The sequence below is a fragment of the Paenibacillus sp. FSL H7-0703 genome (assembly GCF_038003485.1).
In the GTDB taxonomy this organism is placed as follows: Bacteria; Bacillota; Bacilli; order Paenibacillales; family Paenibacillaceae; genus Paenibacillus; species Paenibacillus polymyxa_B.
Genome location: NZ_JBBOPF010000001.1, coordinates 1,850,745 through 1,872,697 on the forward strand (window position 1 = coordinate 1,850,745; position 21,953 = coordinate 1,872,697).

The following is a 21,953-nucleotide window of genomic DNA, read 5'->3' on the forward strand; positions in this document are numbered from 1 at the left end:
TAAACCATACGAATAAGCAAAAGGCAGATCAGGGGTAAACCCTGATCTGCCTTTTTATGATATCCATATTTAAAGTTGCTCTCAGCCTTTTAGCGTGAATCCTTCTTGAGCGGGCACATCGGCATGCTGCCCTGCCGTCTGGTGCTGTCTAAAGAATAACGGATAGATCACAAAGGACACCAGCAGACTCACACAACCAATGACGCCTAGAGCAATCATATCTTTGAAGATGTAGGTGATATCCAGTCCTTTGAGCGTGATGTTCCGTACAGCATCCAGGTAATACGTCAGTGGCAATATTTCAGCAAGCCCCCGCAAGAAGCCGGGCATTGCTTCCAATGGCCACGTATAGCCTGACAGCATAAAGGAAGGAACAGCAATCAGCATCAGCGTTTGGGTCGCATCCACTCTGGTCTTGGAAAAGAGACTGAACAGGAAGCCTAATCCGCACAAGGCAAAGTTAAAGACCAGCGACACCAAAATTAACGGCAGTACCTGTCCCCTAAACGGAATATCAAAGCATAAAGCACTGATACTGAATACAGTCAGCACATTGAAAGCTCCCGCTGCATAATACGGTGCCAGTTTGGCAATAGCCAAACGCCAAGGGGTATTTCTCCATGCACCAAATCTTCCCCAAGTCCCTGCTTCCTTATCACGCGTGCAGGACAACGCGATACCAAGCAGCAAACACTGCTGGAGAGCCGCAGAGATAACCCCTAGTGGCATGAAAAGCTTATAATCATATACCGGGTTAAATAGCACTCTGGATCGGAACGGGATGGTAGTCAGCGTCGACGCGGCCTGATCGGCGTTCATTCCCTTTTGTTTCATAGAATTGACCGATACTCCAGCGCTCACGCTGCTAATGACCTGATTCGCAATCCGACTGGCACTATTGGAATACATCATATTACTGCCGTCAATTAGCGTGAGCACGGGTGGATTCTCCCCATGCTTAAGCCGAGTCGTAAAGTTGTCGGGAATGACGATTCCGACCTTAGCTTCCCCGGTCTCTACCTGACGGACAGCATCTTCCTGATTGGTCGCTTGCCGTGTAACGGCAAATGAGTCGGTCGAATCGAACGCCTGAATGATCTGGCGACTGAGCTGTGAATTATCTCCATCGTACACTGTGACAGGCATCTCGATAATCCGCTGATGTGAATATAGGAAGCCGAATAGTATCGTATACACAATCGGCGTAATCAGCAGAATAGCCATAAAGCGGCGGTCCCGGAAGATGCTCAGCCATTCCTCGCGAAACACATCGCGGATACGAAGTCTTTCCTGTGAATCCTGCATATTACTGCGCCCCTTTGCCTGTAAACAGGACCGTGGAGCCTGTTGGAACCGAAGCAGCAAGGTCCGGCAATGCTACTTTAACACCGAAGGAACGGACATCCTTGTCACCGGAGCTTTGGCTCGGTTTTTGAATGGCAAAGTCAGCAGCCGATTCTAACAGAATGACTTTACCCTTCAGCTCCTTACCGCCAGACAGCAATTTAATTTGGACAGTATCCCCTGCTTGAAGGCCATTCAGAGACGTTTCAGGTACATAGAATTTAGCCCAACGTTGTGTCGAAGTTTCAATAGTATAGACCGGGAATCCTGCGCTAGCCATTTCACCTAAGCTAAGCGACTTGGATTTTACGATTCCATCTTCGGCCGCATATAGCGTCGTGTAGCTCAAATAGGTCTGAGCCTCTTGAAGCGCGGCTTCCGCTTGGGCTACCTGAGCATTGGCTCCTGCAACCGCAGATTGAGCCTGCTCAACTGTAGATTGCGCCGCCTTCACAGCAGATTGCGCTTGTTCTACTGAAGCCTGAGCAGCTTTGACATCTTCCTGTTGCACAGCAACTTTGCCCGCTCCTGCCTGTGCTTCCTTCACCGCAGCCAACGCTTGACGGTATTGAGCTTCAGCCGCCGTAATTTCCTCCTTGCGGCTTCCCTCCCGTGCCATATCCAATTTTTGCGACTCTGCATTATACTTGGCCACTGCCTGTTGATGTTCCAATGTCGCTTGATCCAAAGATGCCTGGGTTGCTGCTCCGGCTTCTTGAAGCTTTTTGGCACGCTCCAGATTTTTAACGGTCAGATCCAGCGTTTCCTTGGCTATCTTCACAGATACTTGCAATTGCTCAAGCTCCTGCGGTCTTGCCCCGCTCTTGAGCGCATCCAGTTTTGCCTTGGCGGCGTTCGCAGCCGCTTTGGCCTGTTCGATCTGGCTGGAGGATGCCTCAGCGGTCACACTGACCGATGTCGTACCTTGGCTCTTCTTGGCCTGAGCGGCGCTTACAGTAGCCTGTGCCTGGCCTACGCCTGCTTGAGCCTGCAACACACTGGCTTTTGCTTTGGATACATTACTCTTAGCTGCCAGCAACGCCGCCTGTGCCTGCTTCACCTTATCTTCCAACTCGCGACTTTCCAGATGGGCTAACACCTGCCCCTTTTTAACCTGATCGCCTTCTTTGACGAGCATCTGATCAATCCGTCCTGCCATTTTAAAGCTGGCATTGAGGGTATCCGACTCCACATAAGCCGTAGGTATGGAAGAAGACTGATCCGCAGACAAGCTGCTCCCACCCCGTGGGAAAGCAGTCAAGGCATAAATTCCTACCGCGATTAAAATAATAAGTACGACGTAAATCGTATATTTTTTAGCTTTCATGTTTTCATCACTCCATCTGTCTATTAATGTTGCATGCCCAATGCATTACACACAAATACTTCAATACTTTCTCGAACCTCTTGCAGATTCATCGTTTCGCCCCAAACCATGGACCGCATCGGAGCGAAAATGTAAATCCCAAATAAGCAATTGGCTGTTGTTTTGGCATCCAGCTTACTTGAAATTTTCCCATATAACTTACCGGAATCGATCTCCGCCTCCATAAAATCAAAATAGTCTGCCAGCACCTGCCTAATATTAAAATGCTGTTCCTGTGAGACCCATCCCTTGCTAACCAGTAAACGGCAAAAATCCGGCTCTCTCCCAATGAACTCAATATGTACTTGGATCAGCTTGCGAACCCTCAATTCTACCTGATCCATAGGAACCTGAGCCATCGCTTCATGGATATCCTGCACAAATCGCTCCATCCCCATCTTCAAAATGTAAATGTACAATTCTTGCTTGTTTTTAAAATTGTAGTACAGGGTTCCTTTGGCTATGCCACAAACCTTAGCAATTTCTTCCATGTTTGTTTCGTTAAATCCTCGTTCGGAAAAAGCTTTAAGTGCGCCGTTAAAAATAATTTCCTTCGTTTGCTGTTTCATGCTTCCTCCTTTTTTTGAACTGACCGTCCAGTACAAAAATTATGTATTTATTATAAGCCCATCTTTAGTTACCCAGCAATAGGAAAAATGAAAATAATTCATTTTAGACATTTCGTCTAAACGATTATTCTAAAAAAATAAAAATGCAAAAACGGATCGAATAAGTGAGGGGGTCACTCATTCGATCCGCTATGTCATAAAATCGGATGATAAGGGGGCCATTCTACAGATTATCAACCGATTTTAAGGGAAGGCCGACTATTTTTTCACCGTTTGATTGTATTGCGCAATTTTGCCTGTTATTTCTTGTGCAGCTTGATCCAATGCCTGTTTTGGCTGTTGCTGGCCACTCAGAACGGCCTCGATTGCACCTTCGACGATTTGGCGCGCTTCTGGGAATACGCCCATCACTGCGCCCTGTGTAGCGGTGGATTGTGCCGATGCGTGCAATTGGTCAACCGCCGTCTGGAATTGCGGATATTTTACCATATTGTCTTTGAGTACCTTCTCGTCATAGGCTGCTTTCGTGATCGGGAAGTACCCGGTATTTACACTCCATTGTGCCTGTACAGCTGGGGAAGCGACGAATTTAATGAACTCCCACGCTGCCTTCTGTTGGGCTTCAGGCTTGTTGTTCATAATGTACAAACTCGCGCCGCCTACAACCACGCCGCCTTCTTTAGCTTCATTGGCTCTTGGCAGGAATCCTGTGCCTACTTCAAATTTATCGCCAACCTGCTCCACAATATTACGCAGCGAAGCGGTGGAATCCAGCGTCATCGCAATTTGTCCTGCGGAAAAAGCCTTTGCCGTATCGTCCGAGTTACGTCCCAGATTGGATACAACCTTTTCATCGATCATTTTCTTCCACCACGTCAGCGTTTTTACACCGGCATCCGAATTCAGCATGGATTCCGTTGCCGCTTGGTCACGACCATTTCCATTATTCACATAATCCGCGTTCTGATTGGCAAACAGTTGCTCCATAAACCAGCCGTAGATGGCAATGGAGGCACCGGATTTACCATCCTTGCTCAAGGCTTTTGCGGCCTTTTCGAACTCAGCATACGTTTTCGGAGGATTAGCTGGGTCAAGTCCTGCGGCTTTGAATGCATCCTTGTTATAGTATAGTATCGGGTTTGACGTATTGAACGGCATAGCGTTTAATTTACCATCAATCGTGTAGTAACGTGTTATATTTGGCTCTAACTGCGACAGATCGAACTTGTCTGCATCAATAAATTGTTGTACAGGTGTAATCATTTTGGAGTCGATCATGAATTTACTACCGATTTCGTATACTTGAATAATGTCCGGTCCGCTGTTGGAACCAAGCGACGCCTTCAGCTTGTTCAAGCTATCATCATATTTGCCTTGATATACTGGCTCTACCTGAATGTCCTTATGACTGGCGTTAAAGTCAGCTGCGATCTGCTTGATTGCTTTTTCACCGTTACCGGACATCGAATGCCACCAAGTCAGCTTCACTGGAGAAGTCGCTGCTGCCCCATCACTACCATTACTCGGCTTCTCTGCAGCAGTATTATTGCTACAACCTGCTGCAACCACCATGGCAGTCAGAATAAGCAGGGTCAATGTACTTTTCAGACGAAAAAATCTCATAATCTCTCTTCTCTCCCTTTGATTAAATGATCTTGAATTGGCATTCTCTTGCGATATTCTTGTGTGTTGAAGCTCTGTATATGGGCTGCTTGCGCAGGTGTTGCTTTTCATTTGAAATATGTGATCAGCCTTTAAGCGCGCCCGCTGCCATTCCACGTACCAACTGCTTTAGTCCAAAGATCAGCAGGAGCAGAGACGGTAAAATGACAAGGGCCGTACCCGCAAATACCAAATTCCATGAAGTCGATTCCTGAAATTCGAGCATGGATATTCCGATCTGTACCGTACGCATATTTTCACTATTGGTGATCAGTAAAGGCCAGAGGTACGAATTGTACATATTCAGGAACGAATACACAGCCAATGTTCCAAGCGCAGGGCGCGATAATGGAAGCACATGGAACACAAAGTAACGGATATGTCCGCACCCATCCATACGAGCCGCCTCAAACAGTTCCTTGGGAAGCTGGAGAAAAAATTGCCTTAACAGGAATGTTCCGAATGCCGTCGCCAGAAAAGGAACCGTCAATCCTTGATATGTATCAAGCCAGTTCCAGCTTCGTACCGTCAGGTAGTTTGGAATAATGGTCACTTCCCAAGGGATCATCATCGTCGCTACAAACATGCTGAAAATGAAGTTTTTTCCCTTGAATTCCATTTTGGCAAAGGCGTAGGCCGCCAAGCTCGCTGTAATCAACTGCCCAATCATCGTCAGACCCGAAATGAGAAATGTATTTCCAATAAAGGCTGCAATCGGAACAATTTCAAACACTTCAGTGAAATTCGCCATATGAAAAGAATGTGGAAGAAAGCTTGGTGGATAAGCGCTTGCTTCCTCCGGCGACATGACTGCCATAAAAAACGTATATATAACCGGATACAAAATGAGAGCAGCTGCAATCGTAAGCAGTACATACAGCAATGTTGAATTCAGGTGTCGTTTCATTGGTAATGCACCTTTCTTTCCACCCATTTGAACTGAATCATCGTGAGCAGCAGAATGACGGCAAACAAGACAATGGCCTGCGCGCTCCCCGTTCCAAACCGAAAATTAACGAAAGCTTCCTGATAGATGGAATACACGAATACATTCGTACTGTTCACCGGACCGCCTTTGGTCAAAATGTTAATTTGAGCAAAAGACTGGAAGGCTCCAATGATGGAGACTACTGTTACAAAAAAGATCGTCGGTGATAACAGTGGCAGGGAGATACGCCAGAACGTGACGAGCGGGCCAGCTCCGTCCATTTTGGCACTTTCATACATGTCATCTGGAATCCCTTGAAGTCCGCTCGATAAGATAATGTAATTGAAGCCAAGATTCATCCAGATGGTCATCATGGCTACTGAGAACAGCGCCCAATCCGGGCTGGTCAGCCACGGAACCGGATTAATATGTAGCAGGGAAAGCACATAGTTGAACATCCCCAGTGTCGGATGAAAAAGAAATTTCCAAATGACCGCAGATGAACCGACCGACAACACCATCGGCAGCGAAAAGGCAAACTGGAAGATACGCATTCCCCGCAATTTACTGTGTGTAAGTGCAGCGAGTACCAGCGCCAATAAAATACCTACTGGTACTGTTAACAGTGCAAACAGGAGTGTGACCTTAATTCCTTGTAGAAACAGTCCCGAGCTGAAAAGTGTAGTAAAATTATCTAACCCTACATAAGCTGCAACGTTTCCTGCGGGATCTGTAGAATGCAAGCTGAGATATACGGACTTGATCATCGGGTAAAACATAAATACAGCAAACAAAATTAGCGATGGAGCCAAAAAGGTATACGCTAGCGCGTTTTCGCGCAGTCTTTGAATTTTTAGCGAACCCGTGCGTATGCGGGCTTTAGACGAAGTCTGTTGCTGACTCCTCGTCCCCAGTCCCATAGATTTGTTAAGCTCACCCAAAACGGAACGCCCCTTTCTTTTCAAACCAACCTCAGTAAGTGTATCGTTTTGATGTAAAGGGAACGTCAAGTGGGCTGGAGTAAAATGTTAATGTTTTTTCTTTTTGTAAAAGCAACTCTCTATAGGTATAAGCACAAGGACGTAGACTCCTGCATATAATGCATCATTACATGGTATGGAGGTTAGAGGCGAATGCCATACAACACTGTCAGTCCACAAACTTTATATCAAGCTAGACCGGAATTACAGGCGGAACTCAAAAATATCCGCGATCATTTGCATTATCAATTAAGCCCCTACATGAATCACACGGTTAGGGTACAAACGATGGATCATCAAGTATATGAAGGGACGATTGTACACATCGATGCGGATCATTTGTATTTAAGAGTCCCTCAGCAATATCACTCACCCTTCTCAGGCACCACCACCCCTGATCGCTCCTATGCCTACAACAATATCATTCTGCCGTTGGTGTTATATAATTTATTGGTTATAACTCTGTTGAGCTGACGCTCGTTCCATATACCTCTCTAATTAAAAGACAAAAAACCTCCAAATTCTGTAAGTAGCCTACTCTTGGCACATTACGAAGTTGGAGGTTTTAGTTATTTGTTTTCCATAATTATTAGTTCTCACAAGAGATACCTGCTTCTTGCTCTAGTACAGCTACAAACCTTTCTATACAATCTCCATTCGGCAGGTGGGTGAACACCTCGTTCACACCCTGATTGATCAGCGTGATGTTCCCCCTAGAATCTGACAAATCCTTATCCAGCTTAGCCAGTGAAATATGGTGATAATTGATGAACTTGACCCAAGGAGTATCCATAGTGCAGGAATAAAAGATGATTCGTTGGGACGTCACTGCCAGCGTTCCATGATGCGATATCTTCTGGGAGCTCTGTTGCAAATCATACGTACACCCCATACATGATCGGATGTGTTCGCCCGCTTCTAACGTCAGACTAATAGCTCGCAGCTCGTTTTCATTTGTTTGCATCCCGTCTCATCTCCTGTTCGAAGTTCAGGAACGAGTCGCAGCTCCTTGACCTCAGATCAGCTTTTGCGGCTTGTCCCGTCGACCTCTTCATTTTTCGTCAGATTAAGACTCTCACGAACTGGACAATGACCTACCTCAACTGCACAGTGAAACCAAGGATGGATATGTACAACTTAACATGGGTACAGGATGTTATCAACAAGCAAGCTACCACTATTATTTGCCTAACTCCGTAAGCTGCGCATTGCTGAAGAAGCAATTAGATCTAATTTTAAGTGATTGGAATGGATGAATTTCAGAAACGAGGAATGGTATACGCTTCTTCTTGGCAAGCTAATGTGAGAATACGTTAGAACGGAGAAGAAGCCTTATGAAATATAACCGTTTGCTGTGCGCTGGAATTGCTGTTTCTTTACTGTGTATCAGCTCTTGTCCCACTCCATCTACCAATGCACAAGCCTCATCATACGCCTCCCCCACTCCTACAAAGGGAAGGGCCTATTACGAAGAACGGGGCGACATTGTGTGGGAAGTTCCTACCCATCGTAAGCTTATCGCTCTCACATTCGATGACGGACCGGACGAAAGCAATACGCCTGCCATTTTGGATTTACTTAAAGAGTACAATGCTAAAGCAACCTTTTTTGTCGTCGGCAGCCGTGTAGAAAAGCTTCCTGATATTGTGAAACGAGAACGAGCAGAAGGGCATGAAGTGGGCAATCATACCTTTTATCATTCATCTTTTCAGTATATTTCCCGTAACAAAGCTCTGTCAGAATTGGATCAAGGCCAAGCGAGCATCGTTCAAGCAACTGGTGCAGGAACCCATCTTTTTAGACCCCCCGGCGGCTCCTACACCGATTCGCTCGTCAAGCTTTCTAAGGAAAAGGGGTTGAAAATTATTTTATGGTCCTGGCATCAGGATACCTTAGATTGGCGAAAACCTGGTGTACATCGTATCGCTAATAAGGTCCTTCGCAACGCCCGTAACGGCGACATTGTCCTGATGCACGATTATGTACATCAAAGTACACAAACCGTCGAAGCCCTGAAAATCATTTTACCGGAGCTCAAGAAGAAAGGGTTTACCTTCGTCACGGTATCCGAATTGCTCTCTAATCGGGAAAAACCGGATGGGCTCATTGAAGTGAATAAGTAAAAGAGAGCAATAAAACTCCGTCAATTATTTGTTGACGGAGTTTTATACATGAGGATTTTGCGAAAACCCAATAAGGAACTGATAATTCAAGAAGCCTATTACATCATATTGCTATTTTCATTTGCTTAGATTAGCCATATTCACTTGAATCGTGGTTTAAATACCCATTTTATTTATATAGGTATACCTTTTAGGAAGAAAAATTATATTAGATTGATGACCTCATTAAGCTAACGGGAAACGTTAGTTGTATGTTAGTTCAGCCTTCAAGGAGTAAGGCATGACCTATAAGGAATATGTGGAGGCTATGAAAGTAAATCGTGAGGTAGTAAACCGGGTATATGAAGAGCTAGTGTTTACGCCAGAAGATCTTATTATATGGAATGAAGTTGCTAAGCGGAATTTGAGAGGAGTTGTACTAACTGCTGACTGGTGCGGAGATGCCGCCTTAAACGTGCCAATCGTACAAAAAATTGCAGAACATAGCAATATTGAACTACGGTTCTTAAACCGGATGAAATGGATCAATACTTGACTAATGGGACCTCCCGAGCCATTCCAATCTTCATCTTTATTACCGAATCAGGTGGAATGCAGGACGTTTGGGGACCTCGCTCACCAGAAGTACAAGAGCTTGCCACAGAAGTACGCAAGCAACTACCTGCAAGTGATGCATCAGATTTTGCAGAACAGCAAAAAATTGTGTTTGGCAATTTTAAAGAGAATATTACTACAGACCCTGCTATCTGGCGTACTGTTATCGACAGTGTGAAAGCCAAGCTTAAAGCCGATTGAACAATGACGGAGATCTTTGACTGGAAAAAAATGCAGCAGCAACCAGTAATACAATTGGCTGCTCATAAAAAATAATCAATTTAATCTGTTCTTTACGGATGTATAGAGAATGGACCGAGTGCTTACGATAAAGTTGAGGAAAATGTACAATCAGCGATCAGTATCGCATTGAATACTTGCGTTATCATATTGAATAAATGCATGAGGCTTTGTTGGATGGATTTGAAATCATGGGGTATACCGTGGCACTTTAGAGCGAAAAAGGAAGGAAAGCTTCTTCTGGTATAAAAGTCTGATCTCCAACAATGGACTGTAAACTTAAGCGGCAAAAAGGTGAACTACGTTTCACCTTTTTTCTTAATAGCCTTGTGTTCTAATTACCGATCAGTCTTCTTTCTCATTGCTTAATTGTGCTAACGTATCAATAACAGCAGCGGCGGTCTAAGACTTATTTATCAAGTCGTAGTTCGCCGCTGTTCCAAGACCCACAGGAGATTCACTGAAATAAGCTTTAAATGCAGTGTTAAAATTAAAACAGCGGCAGCATAGGTTGAGCAAAATAAAGTCTATGACTGCTGCTATTGTAGTAATTTCTTTTAACTTGTTAGGGTTTGTTAAATAACTTCAACAGCCCTCTCAACTTGAATTACTGCTGTTGGGCAAGTTCCATTTTGAGTTGCAGATGTTAAATCGCATTCCATATCACTTTGCCATTTTGACGGGTTAGTATTATCCGGAATGACCTGTTTGACAATATCACAGTAATGTTTTTCTTTGTTAGTAATGTATTCGGCCATTATTTTTGCTTCTTCCAATTGTGCTAAAACTACTTCTTTTTGCTTCCGGATGATTTCATAACGATCTTCAATAGTAGACTCACCCTTTAAGCTTAAATCAACATATTTTTTTATATCCTCCATTGACATTCCGCATTTTTTTAAGTACTTCGCACCTCTAAGCCAATTTATCGCCTGCTCATCAAACACCCGATTATTATTTTTATCACGTTGTAAATCAGGAACGAGGCCTTTATCTGTATAGAAACGAACCGTGTGTTCGGTCAAATCAAGCATTTCGGCAACCACTTTTACAGTATACATAAAATCCTCCCTTATCGATCCTCAGAAGAGGTTATAAAACCTACCTTCGTGTTACACGAGACTCTTAATTAAATCATACACTGAGTTTCAGAAAATAAAAACCCCTAAAAAATAATATTTTTTGTTGACTTCGTGTCACACGAAGGTTGTAAGGTAATACATATCAAAGCTTTTGATTTTTAGAATCAACTTAAGTAAGTGTTTAATCGATACTTTCAAGTTTATAGAAATTTTCCTTAAAGCATACTTAAACTTCATAAAATAAAATATATAGAAGTTTTCTAATACAGTTGACTTCGTGTTGCTCGAAGGTAGTATGCTTTTAACATGAGTTTAAATGGATTCACATAAGGAGGTGCATATATGCAAAAAGTAACGCATAATTGAGCTTTTTTCTAAAGAGCGTAATAACAACTATAGGAATCATCATAATAAATTAAAGGAGACTCATAAAATGAAACTAACAGAATCGACTCGCAATGAAATAGGTATGCCTCTCGTAGGGTTTGGTACCTTCCAATTATCGGATGATCAAGCGGAATACAGTGTTACAGAAGCGCTTAAAGCTGGATTCAGACACATTGATTCTTCTGAGGCTTACAATAATGAAGAAGGCACTGGCCGAGGTATTAAAGCGGCTGGAGTTTCAAGGGATGAGCTTTTTGTCACGACTAAACTTTTCCCTGCACCCGTTAAAAACTACAGTCAGACCGTTAAAAACTACAGTCAGACCATTGAGACGTTAAAGAATCAGCTTAAACAGCTCCAGCTTGACTATGTAGATCTTTACCTTATACATGCCCCACTCTCCGAACTTAGACTGGAACAGTGGAATGCTTTTGTTGAACTGAAAAAATTAGGACTGGCTAAGCATATTGGAGTATCAAATTACAATATTGCGACAATTAAAGAAATTTTGGATGCAGGTCTGGCCAAGCCTGAAGCAAATCAAATTGAATTTCATCCTATCTCTGCCCAAGTCGAGCTCACCAGATACATGAAGGAAAATGCGATCGCACCGATTGCCTATAGCTCGCTGGCTCCTCTTTCAACCTGGCGGGTTGAAGAAGGCCAGGGAGGAGAAGTGCTCGCTGAAATCAAAAAAGAAGGCCAACAGATCATTAAAGAAGTTGCTACGAAACTTGAGGTGTCGGAAGCCAGAGTACTATTAAGATGGGGGTTACAGCACGGCTACGCTGTATTAACAAAAAGCAGTAAACCCGAACGTATTCGTGAAAATTTAAATTTATTTGACTTTGAAATTTCTGATAACGATATGGAACGGTTGAACCAACTAGATCAGAATCAAGCCCTGGCTTGGGCGGCAAGTGGTCTTGATCCAATGGCAGCTCCCCCTCTTAAATAAACGTGGCAGATAACAGGAGCAGGCATAATTGAAAAAGGTCGTTCATTCCGTTCAATATAAGCTATAAGCATCAGCCAATAAGGAGATTAGTTTAGCAAAGCAGCTAATGGGACTAACGAAGTGTCCCCTTAAAATAGATGTTGAATCATCGTCTATTAACGGGCTTTTTATTTATTTTAAGACATGCCAATAGGGATCGTTGCAGAAATGTTAACGATCCTTTTTTGTATACCTTTCAGTCCAACGTTTTGGAGGCTAGCCATTGCATCATCGTTATTTTCTTTCCGTTAATCACCTTCGATACTTCGTTGTTATAGACGTAAATCCAAGACCAGTGGCCATTGTATTCATACGGTGTTTGGTCGCTCTTTTTGTACAAACCAGAGGTATCTACTACGTTATCAAATAACGACATATGAACATCCTTTGCTCCAGCATTCACTAAACGGTTGTAGGTCGGAACCGTATAATCGTTCGGCGGTACTACGGTGTCGGTTTTGGCAGCCACAAACCAGATCGGAAGGTCCTTCATTTCGTTAATCTGTTCATCGGTTATAAGGCTGTCCTTCAAGGCTTCACAGGCCACCACAGCGGCTGCAAAATAGTCTTTATAATCACGGATCATCAGCATAGTCATGTAACCGCCGTTGGAGTCTCCGCCAATGTAGATTCGATCTGTATCAATGTCTTTGTTCTTGGCCACGTACTCCTTAATTAAGGACATCAATGCTTGCTCGTATTTGGAGGTGCCGTCTCCGAAGCCTGTAAAACCATCCATCCAGTAGGTTGGAGTCTGAGGTGCCAGCACATAAGCCCCTTCAAAATAGGATTGAATATCTTTAGATGCAAAATTCGCTGCATTATTTCCGGAAATCGGAATCGTCGGATCTGTACCTCCCTCACCCATACCATGCAGCCAGATCACCAAGGGATTTTTCACTTTGTCTTTTGACGGTGCATAGTCCGCATAGGTTAAAGTAATCCCGTCAAAAGTAGCTTTGCCGGTTGCAAATTGATCAACTAGCTTCCGTATCTGACCTGCGGAAGTATCAATTTTCAAGCCGGAAATCGTTCCTAATGTGGTTTTAATAGCTTTTTGCTGCGTGATTGTGTATTTGTTATCATTCCATGCGTTAAACCCGGAACCTGCCGCATCATAATGAATAGCTGAGCTTAGTGTTAAGGCTGGGCCGACTTCCATTTCTAATACAACGTAGCTTCCGGTTTTATTTACAGGGTTGCCACTTTTGTCCGATACATAGGCCTGGGTGACTTTCCGGTTGCCACTCTCAATAAAGGGATTTACCAATCGGCCGTCGCTTCTTCCCACATGCACCTTAAATGTATCCTTTGTTATCGCATCTTTAGGTACTGGCTTACCCAGGTTAACAATGATCTTCGTAATGGCTGCCCCCCAATCCTTAACCTCCGCAACCGTCCGGTACGAGGTGGGCTGTATCTTTACATCCTTGGCCCATGCAGCGGAATTGAAAGCAAGGGTCGTACCGATAGCTAAAGTGAATAACATAGTTGTTTTAGCAGCCTTTTGAAACCGTTTAAACATGATGTCTTACCTCCCGGTCCATTAATAAAACGCTTACATTATTTATTTTAATGATTTTTTTATTTGTATCCGGTCTTTTATTAGCCTAATTTAGGTCAATTACTGACTCCTTGCTCCAGAATACCTCTTGTTCTCTTTTCGATATTGATGCGGTGTTGCCTGATAAACCTTTTTAAATACCCTGGCAAAAGACTTCTCGTTCGGAAATCCATGCTCCAGCGCAATTTGTATGATGGAATGATCCGTATTCATGAGAACTCGAAAAGATCTCTCCAGACGGATGGCATTGATATATTGAAATAGGGTCATCCCTACATGCTTCACAAAAAAACGGGACAAATATTCGGGAGACAACCCAAAAACCTGAGCTATCGAATCCAAGGATAAACTTTGATCGTAATTCTTTTTGATATAATCGGTTATCAACGTCAGCCGCTCCAAATATTTATCGGAGTTAAAGCCACGGATAGATTCATGATCCATTTTAAAATGCATTAATAACAGATACACCAGTTTATAAGATAGCGATGTTAAATGGATATGTGCTAAAGAGTCATTATACTGGTTGAGATAAGCCACAAATAAGGTGTTTAACAAATCACGCAACTCCGCAAAATGCTGTAATCTCTGCTCGTTAGTTTCGAAAATGGATATACAGTCAAATGAAATGGGGTTACTGCCGTTAACATTTTCTCTAATAAATTCAGAAGGAATCAGAACGGTTATAGCCTCTCTTCCTTGTCCCTTAGCCACAGAGAAGGAATGAATAGCATTCGAATTGATGAGCACAATATCTCCTTCTTTGGAGCTATAACTCGCGCCATCAATATAGATATTATCGATTTTTCCTGAAAGCACATAGGATATTTCGATGCTGTCGTGCCAATGCCCAGGTATGTACGCTGGTTCATTGGAGGAATGAACTATAATTTTTAACGGAAAATGATTGTCTGCCTGGACCAGCTCATATTTGTATTCCAAGTTTGTCGCTCCTCTCAGATGTGAACTCATAAATAGAAGAAAATGGCTTCAGCAAAGTGCCGAAACCACTTGTATTTAACCTTCCTTTCTCTATAAACAAAAAAACCTAAGTATAACAAAATACATAAGATCCTTAGATCTTAACATTTTGTTCCTTAGGTTTTGCCTGCGTAACAGTAACAATCCTAGTGCTATTCATTTAATTAAGCTAAGTATATAGCGAGTTGAAAATCATGTCAACGCTTTCATTCAAGGCGTAATAAACGAAAAGGTCTTATAGATCATGCGTAAATCTATATATATCACTGCATTTTGGATCATTATAAAAGGCTGATTATGAGAGTGTCCATAATCAGCCTTTTGTTTTACGCTATGTGGTTAAACAGGGCGTCTAATCATAGAAGCCCTTGATGCATAAGGTTTTTTGCCCCCCACATAATTCATTCTAATCAACAACTTCCTTACAATTGTATAATGGGGTATACAAAGTAGCAATGATATTTCTAAGAATTTAATTTTCTAAAATATTTCACCTTCTCTTGGCGGCATAGGTATGCTCTATCCCGCTCCCAACTCTCCAGAATGACGATATCTTGTAGTGTAGACTTATCCGGCCCCATAATATAGTTATTTTGCTCAAAAGCAAGCAACTAACTTTTATGCTTTCTGTACACCTCCGCGTCTTTATCTCCAGATCTAACATATTACGGCAACCTGCTGAAAAGTTGTAGACTAAACGGCGATGTTAAGCTAACGTGGCAGGTTAACCTAACAAGCAGACTGCCAATTACGTTTGAAAATACCCAAACGTGCTGCCGGGTTGACATTCAGAACTGGCCTTGTGAATCTGGTGGAGTTAAAGGGAGTGCTAGTTGTGTCTCATCTATTATTTTGAACAAGCATTGTATTGAAGAGCCAGCGAAAATTCCATCTGAAATACTGAGCTAGATGCCAATCTTCATAGCCATTTAATACACCTTCATTTAACCAGTAAGACTCTGGTTTTCCGCTCGTCGCAGCTTCAGACACATAAGCGATCGTTTTTTCTAAAAAGCGAATGACATCTAGGATTTTATCTGGAGTGGACACATCTCCATGCCCGGGAATGACAGTATCTACCTTCAGATCTCTTTGAATGCGTCTAAGGATGCGTATCCAAGCGTATGGATTACCGTATGGCATGACCGGAATCGTCTTGTTGGTTATTAAATCACCAGCAATCAAGGTTCGTTCTTCAGGCACGTAAATAACGGCATCGCTTAAAGAATGGCCGCCTCCGTAGGATAAAACTTCGACAGTACGTTTTGCTCCTTTTATAACTAGTTTATCGTCAAAAGTTATCGTGGGTATCACCCTACGAAGGGAAGGGATAGCATCATACAGGGCTCTCTGCACGGAAAGATCATAGCCGATTTCGGTTAACATGTGCGGATTTTTTTCTTGTGAACGTACTTGATGTAGGCTATTTATTAACTTCTGAATGTTTTGTTGCATTAGATCAATATTCACTTTACCCATTTCAGATAGCAAATCTCTTGTCCAAACGGTAGATATAAAATCACTTTCCATGAATTCCTGATTGCCGTTGACATGATCTCCATGGAAATGAGTATTGATCACATATTTAATTGGTTTATTCGTTAATTGTTCTGCGGTTTGACGTAACAAAGCACCAGAATGCGGTAGGTTGGTTGTGTCCACAACAACGGTCAAATCCCCAATGTCAATAATTGCCGCATTCCCCAGCGAACCACTACCAGGTACCGAAATAGCACCCCAGATACCTTCCGCTGCTTGTTGAATCGTGAAATATTTGTTGTTCATTGTTTATGCCTCCATCAAAATAAGTTTGATACCATTTCCTTTTATCTTTAGTTTTTTTATGTTTCATGTATATCAATTAGCAACTTTAGCTTACAAGTTAGAGTCAACTAGAAATCAAGCACAAATTTTTGAAATGAAGTTAGAGGTGCAAATATCGACTTCGAGTTGACTTAAAGATGTATAATAGTTTTAAATTTTGGTTTAGAAAAAAGGAGTGACATAAAAAAAACAATGCTTACTATAAGTCAAGTATCAGAAAGAACGGGGCTAACTCCTTATACGATTCGCTATTATGAAAAAATTGGAGTGCTACAGGAACCAAATCGAAGAAATGGAAGGACACGCATTTATACCGAAAGTGAGGTTTCATATATACAATGTTTAATTAGATTAAAAAAATTGGGATTGTCGCTTGAGGAGATTACGGAATTTACTCGTGACGGATGTGTACTGGATAAAATTCAAAAAGGGGAAGAAGTTGCTAATTTTACTCCTGCCTTACACATACGGATAGAAATTCTTGAAAAGCATCTGGTGGAACTGGAATCCAAGCGGCAGGAACTTGAGTGCATGATTTCCCTTGCCAACGAGAAGATAGCCCTGTACCAAAAACTTACGAAAGACGATATAGTAATGTAGAAGACCTGGTTCGCCACCAGCATATACGATGGCAACAGAATTGATTGAACTAACGGGAAACGTTAGTTCAATGAAATAGCGATAGTCTAGGGTTTATTTTCCCGTCCTAGGCTACCATTGTTTCTTTTGTTGTAGTTATCAACGAACATTTAAAAAGTGGATTCATACCAGTTACCCAGTTGAGCCCTTTACATCTACTCTAAATTCAAACTGATTCCTCATGAAAAAGGTTCCGTTAATCTTAACCGACTCCGGTGTAATATTCTCCACTGTAATCCACAATATCTATCAAACCCTCGTTCAACGGCTGAACCATATATACTCTTGCCTGGCTTAATGCAGCAGCAAATAGTTCTAAATCCGATTTTAACACTTTATATGTATGCTTCATGCTGATCACTTCAGAAATAGATATTCGGGTAAATCGTGTGGTAATTCCTACACTGAAGAAAGCTCTGCCGACCATAAGGTTAGCAGAGCTTTTTAATGACGATTAAGAACCTCCAACCTGTACAAGAATCTGGATACCAGGTACGGTTATAAAAACCAAAAAGCTACTCACAACAATTAACAGTCCCATTTTTCTCAACATTACCTATCCACACCTTTTCAATTAGATTGGAGAACTCTGTTTTGATTTCAGGAGTCGCATAGACTTGGAAACGCATAAACAGGCCAATACAATTTATAAAGTAAGTCTCATTATTAATTATATGTGACTTTACCATTGCAAATAACAATTGTTTAAAACCATCACTGTACCTTTCTCTGTTTAAATAATAGTAGGCCATTTCGTAACCAAACCATGCAATGTAGTCGGGTACTACTTGTTGGCTGTACATATCAGTAGATGTCGGGAGTTGAGTAAAGGCATCAATCTCTTTTTTAAACCTTAAAAGTACATCATCAACATCCAAATTATATTGATTAGCAGCTATCATAACGTTTAACAGCTTTGAAAGTTTCTCACCTTCCATGGTATCTGCTGTTTCGGCTATGTATTCAACATATGAAAAAGGATGCTAATGAGAAAATAAGAATTCACTTTACAGATATATTGAACTTCAATTTCACGAAAGACCATCTCCCTTTGCAAGAAATGTGATTTTTTCGTGATTTAACGAAGAAAGGCTCCCTTTCGGGAGCCTTTTAAATAGCGGTATTACAGGGTTTTGATACCCTTTATTACATCATTCCGCCCATACCACCCATGCCGCCCATGTCAGGCATTGCAGCCTTTTCTGGTTCTGGCTTGTCAGCGATAACCGCTTCGGTAGTCAGGAACATTGCTGCTACGGAAGCAGCGTTTTGCAATGCATAACGAGTTACTTTCGCAGGGTCCACGATACCAGCTTCGATCATGTTTACCCAGTCGCCGGTAGCTGCATTAAAGCCTACGCCAACTTCTTCGCGTTTCAGACGCTCAACGATTACAGAGCCTTCTTCACCTGCGTTAGCAGCAATGGTGCGGATTGGAGCTTCCAGAGCGCGCAGCACGATGTTCACGCCTGTTTGCTCGTCGCCTTGCAGTTCAACAGCTGCAACTGCTTTGTATACGTTCAGGAGCGCTACACCACCACCGGATACGATACCTTCTTCAACCGCAGCACGGGTTGCGTTCAGGGCATCTTCGATGCGCAGTTTGCGTTCTTTCAATTCTGTTTCAGTTGCCGCACCGACTTTGATGACTGCTACGCCGCCGGACAATTTAGCCAGACGCTCTTGCAGTTTCTCTTTGTCGAACTCGGAAGTGGTTTCTTCCAGTTGCGTACGGATTTGGCTAACACGAGCGTCGATGTCGGCTTTGTTTCCAGCACCGTCAACCACAATCGTATTTTCTTTAGTGATACGCACTTGACGTGCTGTACCCAGTTGGTCTACGGAAGCTGTTTTCAGGTCCAGACCCAGTTCTTCTGTAATCACTTGACCGCCTGTCAGGGCAGCGATATCTTGCAGCATTGCTTTACGACGGTCACCAAAGCCTGGAGCTTTAACAGCTACAGCGTTGAATGTACCACGCAGTTTGTTAACAACGAGCATAGCCAGTGCTTCGCCTTCGATGTCTTCAGCGATCAGAACGAGTGGCTTGCCTTGTTGTACGATTTTTTCAAGCAATGGCAGGATTTCTTGAGTGTTTGTGATTTTTTTGTCTGTGATCAGTATATACGGATTGTCCAGTACAGCTTCCATTTTGTCCGTATCTGTAATCATGTACGGGGAAATGTAGCCACGGTCAAATTGCATACCTTCAACCACTTCCAGCTCTGTTGCAAAACCGCGGGATTCTTCAACAGTGATTACACCGTCTTTGCCCACTTTTTCCATAGCTTCAGCGATCAGTTCGCCTACTTCGTCATCAGCAGCGGAAATACCGGCTACTTGAGCAATGGATTGTTTGCTTTCGATTGGTTTGGAGATGGCTTGCAGTTCAGCAACAGCTGCTTTAACCGCTTTGTCGATCCCTTTACGGATACCGATTGGGCTTGCGCCAGCAGTTACGTTTTTCAGGCCTTCTGTGATGAGGGCTTGAGCCAAGACAGTAGCAGTAGTCGTACCATCACCAGCTACATCGTTCGTTTTGGTTGCTACTTCTTTAACCAGTTGAGCGCCCATGTTTTCGAACGCGTCTTCCAGCTCGATTTCTTTTGCAATCGTTACACCGTCATTGGTGATGAGCGGGCTACCGAATTTTTTCTCCAGTACAACGTTACGGCCTTTCGGTCCGAGTGTTACTTTAACAGCATTAGCCAATGCGTCAACCCCGCGCAACATAGAGCGACGAGCGTCTTCACTGAATTTAATATCTTTAGCCATTTGTGATAAACCTCCCTATGGATTATGAATGATTTGTTTCAATTCCTATATTCAGGTCTTGTCCGGGTTCCGGTTAACCGATGATCGCGTGGATATCGCTTTCTTTCATAATCAAATATTCTTTACCTTCATATTTGATTTCCGTTCCAGCGTATTTAGAGAAAATGACACGGTCGCCTTCTTTTACTTCCAGAGGAATACGGGCACCGTCTTTCAATGCGCCTGCGCCAACCGCGATAATTTTGCCTTCTTGCGGCTTTTCCTTGGCAGAGTCAGGAAGTACGATCCCGAAGGAAGTCGTTGTCTCTTGCTCAATTGCTTCCACCAATACGCGTTCACCCAAAGGTTTGATCATGAAAAAATAGCCTCCTTATTAAGTGTTTTATCCTGTAATTTGGTTGTTATGTTGTATGTATTAGCACTCGACAGTCGTCAGTGCTAACAACCAACTTTATGATACTCAACTTGGGATTGAATTTCAAGTCCCTAATGTATTTTTTATGGGAATTTTTATGGACAGCCCTTCCCGATTATATCCATCTATCTGAAAAATAACCGTTAACTCAAGGCTAATGGTTATTTTTAAGGCAGCTAAGCTGCTGCTTGTTATGCTCTATCAATAGTCATGATATACAAATGCCATTCATCATCTGCAAGTGACATGTAGCGCGGACCCGAATAAATTGTTTACTGAGCCATTCAGGTCCTTCCTTATTATTCTGAAGCTACACGCAATTGGGCCTCACGTTCCTCCTGTGCACGCAGCTGCTTGCGGTACACGACCGAAGACAAATACACGCTCACTTCATATAGCACCAGCAACGGAATCGCCACCAAAAAATCGGAAATAAAGTCCGGCGGGGTAATGACAACCGCAACGAACACAAGCAGAAAATACGAAATCTTCCGCCACTTGCGAAGCCGCATTGGTGTTAAAACATGAATCCCCGTCAGAAACATGATAAGCAGGGGGAGCTCAAACAGTAGCGCTACAGGTAGTACAATATTAAACATAAAGGTGAAATATTGTGCGATCCCGTACGTTTCCTGTAATCCCATACTTTTGGTGACCGACGATGTAAATTGAATCGCCATCGGGAAAATAATGAAATAAGCAAAAGCTGTCCCAATGATGAACAAAAGCAGCACATAAGGCACATACCGCAAAGTCGCACTTCGTTCTTGTGGTCTTAAGCCCGGGCTGACAAACTTCCACAGTTGGTAGCAAGCAAACGGTAGCGCCACCGCAATCCCGATGATCATGGCGATCTTCATGTAGATACCGATCCCGTCCCAAAAGGAAAACGCGTTTAACTGAAAAGCTTGCGCCGAACCGGAGCGAATAAGCCAGTCATAGACAGAACCCGCCGCGAACAGACCACCAGCCAGTGCCAATACAAATACAATTAGCACATAGATAATTCTGCGGCGAAGCTCTCCCAGATGTTCCATTAGCGGCATTTCATGCTCTGGTGGGGTCAAGTCCACTCCTCCTTTCTGAACGGAACGCAGCAGCGCCTCCTAAAAAATAAAGCCCTTCACTGAAGAAGAGGCTTTTGTTTATTGTACAAGATCAAGAATCGATCACTAAATCTATGACAAGCGTTTATCCTCAGGCTGAGGTTGAACTTCTGAAGACGTCGTTTGTGATGCTTTGACCACACTATCTTTGCTGTCTTTACGCTCAGTCCGTTCATCTTCTGATAAAATATCGCGTGCCCCGTTTTTAAACTCACGGAATGTACGCCCTACAGCTCGACCCAACTCAGGCAGCTTGTTCGGACCAAATAGCAGCAGCGCCAGAATAATTAACAAAATATAACCCGGTGCTCCAATATTGGGCATGTGTAGTAATCCTCCTTATGTTGACGGACAAAATAACAATCTTTGTCCGTATA

19 protein-coding genes and 3 pseudogenes are annotated in these 21,953 nt (G+C 43.0%); 5 read left to right on the forward strand and 17 right to left on the reverse strand.

Translation table 11 applies throughout. From position 1 onward, the window contains the following. Positions 1-81 precede the first annotated feature (81 nt). From MHB46_RS07885 to MHB46_RS07910, 6 genes are all read right to left on the reverse strand, one after another. A complete protein-coding gene (locus tag MHB46_RS07885) occupies positions 82-1,305 on the reverse strand; it encodes an ABC transporter permease (protein ID WP_209949638.1) in 1,224 nt (407 codons plus the stop codon). Between the two features lies 1 nt (position 1,306). Continuing rightward, the gene (locus tag MHB46_RS07890; protein WP_235307717.1) at positions 1,307-2,671 is read right to left on the reverse strand and encodes an HlyD family secretion protein; all 1,365 of its coding nucleotides are present in this window, start codon (positions 2,669-2,671) and stop codon (positions 1,307-1,309) included. Between the two features lie 23 nt (positions 2,672-2,694). Continuing rightward, positions 2,695-3,279 carry a TetR/AcrR family transcriptional regulator gene (locus MHB46_RS07895; protein WP_025721531.1) on the reverse strand — a complete coding sequence of 195 codons (585 nt, stop codon included), beginning with the start codon at positions 3,277-3,279 and terminating at the stop codon, positions 2,695-2,697. A 258-nt stretch (positions 3,280-3,537) separates the two neighbouring features. After that, positions 3,538-4,902, reverse strand: a complete 1,365-nt coding sequence (locus MHB46_RS07900; RefSeq protein ID WP_250259016.1) for an ABC transporter substrate-binding protein — start codon at positions 4,900-4,902, stop codon at positions 3,538-3,540. Positions 4,903-5,026: 124 nt separating this feature from the next. After that, positions 5,027-5,848: a carbohydrate ABC transporter permease gene (locus MHB46_RS07905; RefSeq protein ID WP_209949644.1), complete on the reverse strand. Its 822-nt coding sequence runs from the start codon at positions 5,846-5,848 to the stop codon at positions 5,027-5,029. Then, on the reverse strand, positions 5,845-6,810 hold the full coding sequence (locus MHB46_RS07910) for a carbohydrate ABC transporter permease (RefSeq protein WP_043882098.1): 966 nt from the start codon (positions 6,808-6,810) through the stop codon (positions 5,845-5,847). The genes MHB46_RS07905 and MHB46_RS07910 overlap by 4 nt, the downstream gene beginning before the upstream one ends. Before the next feature lie 192 nt (positions 6,811-7,002). Here MHB46_RS07910 and MHB46_RS07915 point away from each other — a divergent pair, with 192 nt between their 5' ends. Beyond that, a complete protein-coding gene (locus MHB46_RS07915; protein WP_341162017.1) occupies positions 7,003-7,323 on the forward strand; it encodes a hypothetical protein in 321 nt (106 codons plus the stop codon). Positions 7,324-7,438: 115 nt separating this feature from the next. Here MHB46_RS07915 and MHB46_RS07920 read toward each other — a convergent pair whose 3' ends face one another. Beyond that, positions 7,439-7,813, reverse strand: a complete 375-nt coding sequence (locus MHB46_RS07920) for a PH domain-containing protein (protein ID WP_341162018.1) — start codon at positions 7,811-7,813, stop codon at positions 7,439-7,441. Between the two features lie 370 nt (positions 7,814-8,183). Between MHB46_RS07920 and MHB46_RS07925 the strand changes: the two genes are divergently transcribed. Both MHB46_RS07925 and MHB46_RS07930 read left to right on the forward strand, forming a co-directional pair. Next, the gene (locus MHB46_RS07925; protein ID WP_341162019.1) at positions 8,184-8,972 is read left to right on the forward strand and encodes a polysaccharide deacetylase family protein; all 789 of its coding nucleotides are present in this window, start codon (positions 8,184-8,186) and stop codon (positions 8,970-8,972) included. A gap of 307 nt (positions 8,973-9,279) precedes the next feature. Further along, positions 9,280-9,767, forward strand: a pseudogene (locus MHB46_RS07930) (thioredoxin family protein). A 614-nt stretch (positions 9,768-10,381) separates the two neighbouring features. Here the strand turns inward: MHB46_RS07930 and MHB46_RS07940 are convergent. Beyond that, positions 10,382-10,867 carry a MerR family transcriptional regulator gene (locus tag MHB46_RS07940; protein ID WP_250243764.1) on the reverse strand — a complete coding sequence of 162 codons (486 nt, stop codon included), beginning with the start codon at positions 10,865-10,867 and terminating at the stop codon, positions 10,382-10,384. A gap of 454 nt (positions 10,868-11,321) precedes the next feature. On the opposite strand from MHB46_RS07940, the gene MHB46_RS07945 reads away from it, so the two are divergent. Beyond that, a complete protein-coding gene (locus tag MHB46_RS07945; RefSeq protein ID WP_341162020.1) occupies positions 11,322-12,233 on the forward strand; it encodes an aldo/keto reductase in 912 nt (303 codons plus the stop codon). Positions 12,234-12,468: 235 nt separating this feature from the next. Here the strand turns inward: MHB46_RS07945 and MHB46_RS07950 are convergent, their stop codons facing one another. The 3 genes from MHB46_RS07950 to MHB46_RS07960 all read right to left on the reverse strand — a co-directional run bounded on the left by MHB46_RS07950 (position 12,469) and on the right by MHB46_RS07960 (position 16,602). After that, a complete protein-coding gene (locus MHB46_RS07950; protein WP_341162021.1) occupies positions 12,469-13,797 on the reverse strand; it encodes a prolyl oligopeptidase family serine peptidase in 1,329 nt (442 codons plus the stop codon). Between the two features lie 99 nt (positions 13,798-13,896). Beyond that, complete coding sequence (locus MHB46_RS07955) at positions 13,897-14,778, reverse strand: AraC family transcriptional regulator (RefSeq protein WP_341162022.1); 882 nt, start codon at positions 14,776-14,778, stop codon at positions 13,897-13,899. A gap of 879 nt (positions 14,779-15,657) precedes the next feature. Then, a complete protein-coding gene (locus MHB46_RS07960) occupies positions 15,658-16,602 on the reverse strand; it encodes an MBL fold metallo-hydrolase (protein ID WP_076294990.1) in 945 nt (314 codons plus the stop codon). A gap of 231 nt (positions 16,603-16,833) precedes the next feature. Between MHB46_RS07960 and MHB46_RS07965 the strand changes: the two genes are divergently transcribed. Next, positions 16,834-17,241 carry a MerR family transcriptional regulator gene (locus MHB46_RS07965; protein WP_023987566.1) on the forward strand — a complete coding sequence of 136 codons (408 nt, stop codon included), beginning with the start codon at positions 16,834-16,836 and terminating at the stop codon, positions 17,239-17,241. 171 nt (positions 17,242-17,412) lie between these two features. Here MHB46_RS07965 and MHB46_RS07970 read toward each other — a convergent pair. From MHB46_RS07970 to MHB46_RS07995, 6 genes and pseudogenes are all read right to left on the reverse strand, one after another. Further along, positions 17,413-17,632: pseudogene (locus MHB46_RS07970) on the reverse strand (hypothetical protein). Between the two features lie 163 nt (positions 17,633-17,795). Then, positions 17,796-18,251: pseudogene (locus MHB46_RS07975) on the reverse strand (transcriptional regulator); the annotation flags it as partial. A gap of 175 nt (positions 18,252-18,426) precedes the next feature. Further along, positions 18,427-20,055, reverse strand: a complete 1,629-nt coding sequence (gene groL, locus MHB46_RS07980) for a chaperonin GroEL (protein WP_013369880.1) — start codon at positions 20,053-20,055, stop codon at positions 18,427-18,429. Between the two features lie 73 nt (positions 20,056-20,128). Continuing rightward, on the reverse strand, positions 20,129-20,410 hold the full coding sequence (gene groES / locus MHB46_RS07985; RefSeq protein WP_007429271.1) for a co-chaperone GroES: 282 nt from the start codon (positions 20,408-20,410) through the stop codon (positions 20,129-20,131). A gap of 359 nt (positions 20,411-20,769) precedes the next feature. After that, positions 20,770-21,537, reverse strand: a complete 768-nt coding sequence (gene tatC, locus MHB46_RS07990; protein WP_341162023.1) for a twin-arginine translocase subunit TatC — start codon at positions 21,535-21,537, stop codon at positions 20,770-20,772. A 111-nt stretch (positions 21,538-21,648) separates the two neighbouring features. Continuing rightward, the gene (locus tag MHB46_RS07995) at positions 21,649-21,900 is read right to left on the reverse strand and encodes a twin-arginine translocase TatA/TatE family subunit (RefSeq protein WP_013309213.1); all 252 of its coding nucleotides are present in this window, start codon (positions 21,898-21,900) and stop codon (positions 21,649-21,651) included. Positions 21,901-21,953: the final 53 nt, after the last annotated feature.

Coding starts and splice junctions, on each gene's coding strand:
- MHB46_RS07920 (WP_341162018.1), bottom strand. CDS start 7,813: ATGCAAACAAATGAAAACGAGCTGCGAGCTATTAGTCTGACGTTAGAA.
- MHB46_RS07950 (WP_341162021.1), bottom strand. CDS start 13,797: ATGTTTAAACGGTTTCAAAAGGCTGCTAAAACAACTATGTTATTCACT.
- MHB46_RS07925 (WP_341162019.1), top strand. CDS start 8,184: ATGAAATATAACCGTTTGCTGTGCGCTGGAATTGCTGTTTCTTTACTG.
- MHB46_RS07965 (WP_023987566.1), top strand. CDS start 16,834: ATGCTTACTATAAGTCAAGTATCAGAAAGAACGGGGCTAACTCCTTAT.
- MHB46_RS07940 (WP_250243764.1), bottom strand. CDS start 10,867: ATGTATACTGTAAAAGTGGTTGCCGAAATGCTTGATTTGACCGAACAC.
- MHB46_RS07885 (WP_209949638.1), bottom strand. CDS start 1,305: ATGCAGGATTCACAGGAAAGACTTCGTATCCGCGATGTGTTTCGCGAG.
- MHB46_RS07915 (WP_341162017.1), top strand. CDS start 7,003: ATGCCATACAACACTGTCAGTCCACAAACTTTATATCAAGCTAGACCG.
- MHB46_RS07945 (WP_341162020.1), top strand. CDS start 11,322: ATGAAACTAACAGAATCGACTCGCAATGAAATAGGTATGCCTCTCGTA.
- MHB46_RS07890 (WP_235307717.1), bottom strand. CDS start 2,671: ATGAAAGCTAAAAAATATACGATTTACGTCGTACTTATTATTTTAATC.
- MHB46_RS07895 (WP_025721531.1), bottom strand. CDS start 3,279: ATGAAACAGCAAACGAAGGAAATTATTTTTAACGGCGCACTTAAAGCT.
- groL (WP_013369880.1), bottom strand. CDS start 20,055: ATGGCTAAAGATATTAAATTCAGTGAAGACGCTCGTCGCTCTATGTTG.
- MHB46_RS07900 (WP_250259016.1), bottom strand. CDS start 4,902: ATGAGATTTTTTCGTCTGAAAAGTACATTGACCCTGCTTATTCTGACT.
- MHB46_RS07905 (WP_209949644.1), bottom strand. CDS start 5,848: ATGAAACGACACCTGAATTCAACATTGCTGTATGTACTGCTTACGATT.
- groES (WP_007429271.1), bottom strand. CDS start 20,410: ATGATCAAACCTTTGGGTGAACGCGTATTGGTGGAAGCAATTGAGCAA.
- MHB46_RS07960 (WP_076294990.1), bottom strand. CDS start 16,602: ATGAACAACAAATATTTCACGATTCAACAAGCAGCGGAAGGTATCTGG.
- MHB46_RS07995 (WP_013309213.1), bottom strand. CDS start 21,900: ATGCCCAATATTGGAGCACCGGGTTATATTTTGTTAATTATTCTGGCG.